Origin of the sequence: Enterococcus sp. 12F9_DIV0723 (assembly GCF_002174375.1) — a bacterium.
In the GTDB taxonomy this organism is placed as follows: Bacteria; Bacillota; Bacilli; order Lactobacillales; family Enterococcaceae; genus Enterococcus_A; species Enterococcus_A gilvus.
In genome coordinates this window covers 1,590,532-1,592,644 of the sequence record NZ_NIBK01000001.1, presented here as the reverse complement: position 1 = coordinate 1,592,644, position 2,113 = coordinate 1,590,532, and the positions used below count along the sequence as shown (strand labels likewise).

The 2,113-nt window shown below is 37.4% G+C and carries 1 protein-coding gene; it reads right to left on the bottom strand.

Going from position 1 to position 2,113, the window contains the following annotated elements:
* Nucleotides 1-1,730 (bottom strand): DNA helicase RecQ (gene recQ / locus A5868_RS07595; protein WP_087654170.1); only part of this gene is annotated, 1,730 nt, incomplete at its 3' end.
* Nucleotides 1,731-2,113: the final 383 nt, after the last annotated feature.

The following is a 2,113-nucleotide window of genomic DNA, read 5'->3' as shown; positions in this document are numbered from 1 at the left end:
GTTAAGAACTGTTCCCCATAATTATCAAGCTTACTTTTTCCCACACCTTTTATTTGTAAAAATTCTATAGATGTTTGAGGCTGTTTCTCAGCTAATTCTGTCAACGTCTTATCTGAAAAAATGACGTAAGGCGGCAAATTCTTTTCTTGTGCAATCTGAGAGCGTAGGCTTCGCATTTTTTCAAATAGTTCATCATCTGCTACTAACTGTTTCACCGGCGCTTGCTTCCGATAGACTTCTTGTTTGCCCATTAAAACTAAAATGCCTTGCTCAGATACAGACAATAAAGGGTATTGCCCTTCAGAAGGAACTAAATAATGTTCAGCTATCAGGTAGTCGATCAAATTAGCAATTTCCTTCTGAGAGTAGTCTTTCATCAATCCATACGTTGGTAATTTTTCAAAATTCCATTGCTTTATCTTTTGATCATTAGATCCGGCTAATACTTTTGCTACTAATGCCTTTCCAAATTTTTCGCCCATACGTTTAACACAAGACAGTACCTTTTGTGTGTCAGTCGTAATATTCACCTGCTCCCGGTCATCTAAACAATTGCTGCATTTCCCGCAATCCGCCTGATCTTCGCCAAAATAATTCAGAATGTAACGCTGCAAACACATTTGTGTATGGGCATATTGGTTCATTTCCCTTAACTTTGTATATTCATTTTGCTGATAGGCTAATTCAGATTGAGACTGCTCCACGAAAAATTTTTGAATTTGAATATCTTTGGGCGAGTAAAACAAAACAGCCTCACTTGGTAATCCATCTCTTCCAGCACGTCCAGCCTCTTGGTAATAAGATTCTAAATTACCAGGAATCTGTGCATGTATCACAAAGCGGACATTGCTTTTGTTGATTCCCATACCGAAAGCGTTCGTAGCAACCATTACTTCAGTCCGATCAAATAGAAAGTCTTCTTGGTTTTGTAGCCGTTCCGTGTCTTTTAATCCGCCATGATACATACCAACTGAGAATTGATGATGCTTCAATAGATGATACAATCGCTCAACTTCCTTACGCGTGGAAGCATAGATGATTCCAGATTGTCCATGGTTTAGTTTCAGATATTCCAACAAATAAAGATCCTTTTGATCCTTTACAACTTGAAAAGCTAAATTTTCGCGAGCAAAACCCGTCTTGATTTCATTTTCTTTTGAAATATGTAATAAGTTAGAAATATCCTCAGCCACTTGTGGGGTCGCAGTGGCTGTTAAAGCTATAACCGTTGGCTGTTGATTAAAATTTTGAATCGTTTCTGCCAGTTTCAAATAGCTAGGGCGAAAATCGTGTCCCCACTGGGAAATACAGTGTGCTTCGTCAACGGCTAAAAGCTCAATCGGTACGTATCTCAATAACTCACGAAAATCTGAGGACTCTAACCGCTCTGGTGCGACATACAATAATTTTATTTCCCCACGCGCAGCTCGTCGTACACGATCATTCATCTCCACATTAGACAACGTACTATTGATAAATGCTGCCGGAATTCCTAATTCATTCAAACTGTCAACTTGATCTTTCATCAAGGAAATTAACGGAGAAATAACTAAGGTTAAACCTTCTAAAACTAGCGCGGGCAATTGATAACAAACAGACTTTCCTCCGCCAGTTGGCATGATCCCTAAGACATTTTTCTTTTGTAGAACTCGTTGGATAATGTCCTCCTGTCCGTTTCGAAATTGCGTAAAACCAAATTTTTCTGCTAATAAGTGTTTCATTTGTTCCATAGTGAGACTCCTTCTTACAACTGCTGTATGATGATTTTTAGTTATTTAATGAATTATTGAAACTGAAATCTATGAGTCATAGCTTTCGTCTGGTCGTCTAATTCTATATTTTTGCTGATAGAAACTTTTGTCCCTTAACCACGAAAAAATCATGAAAATAAGGTGACAGATTTTTAAGTTAGTCCAACATACCCGAATAAAAACTTTGACATTGCGTAAAAAAATAGTTTGCTCATTCCTGAATTCTGCACAAACCGTTTCTTATATTTATGTACATTCTGTTAAGTTTAACATGTTCCGTCCATCAGGTGCAACGAAACAATGAGTATGAAAACTTAAGTTTCGTTCTATTCATCCTATTAGAATTCTGCAATTTCTTATTG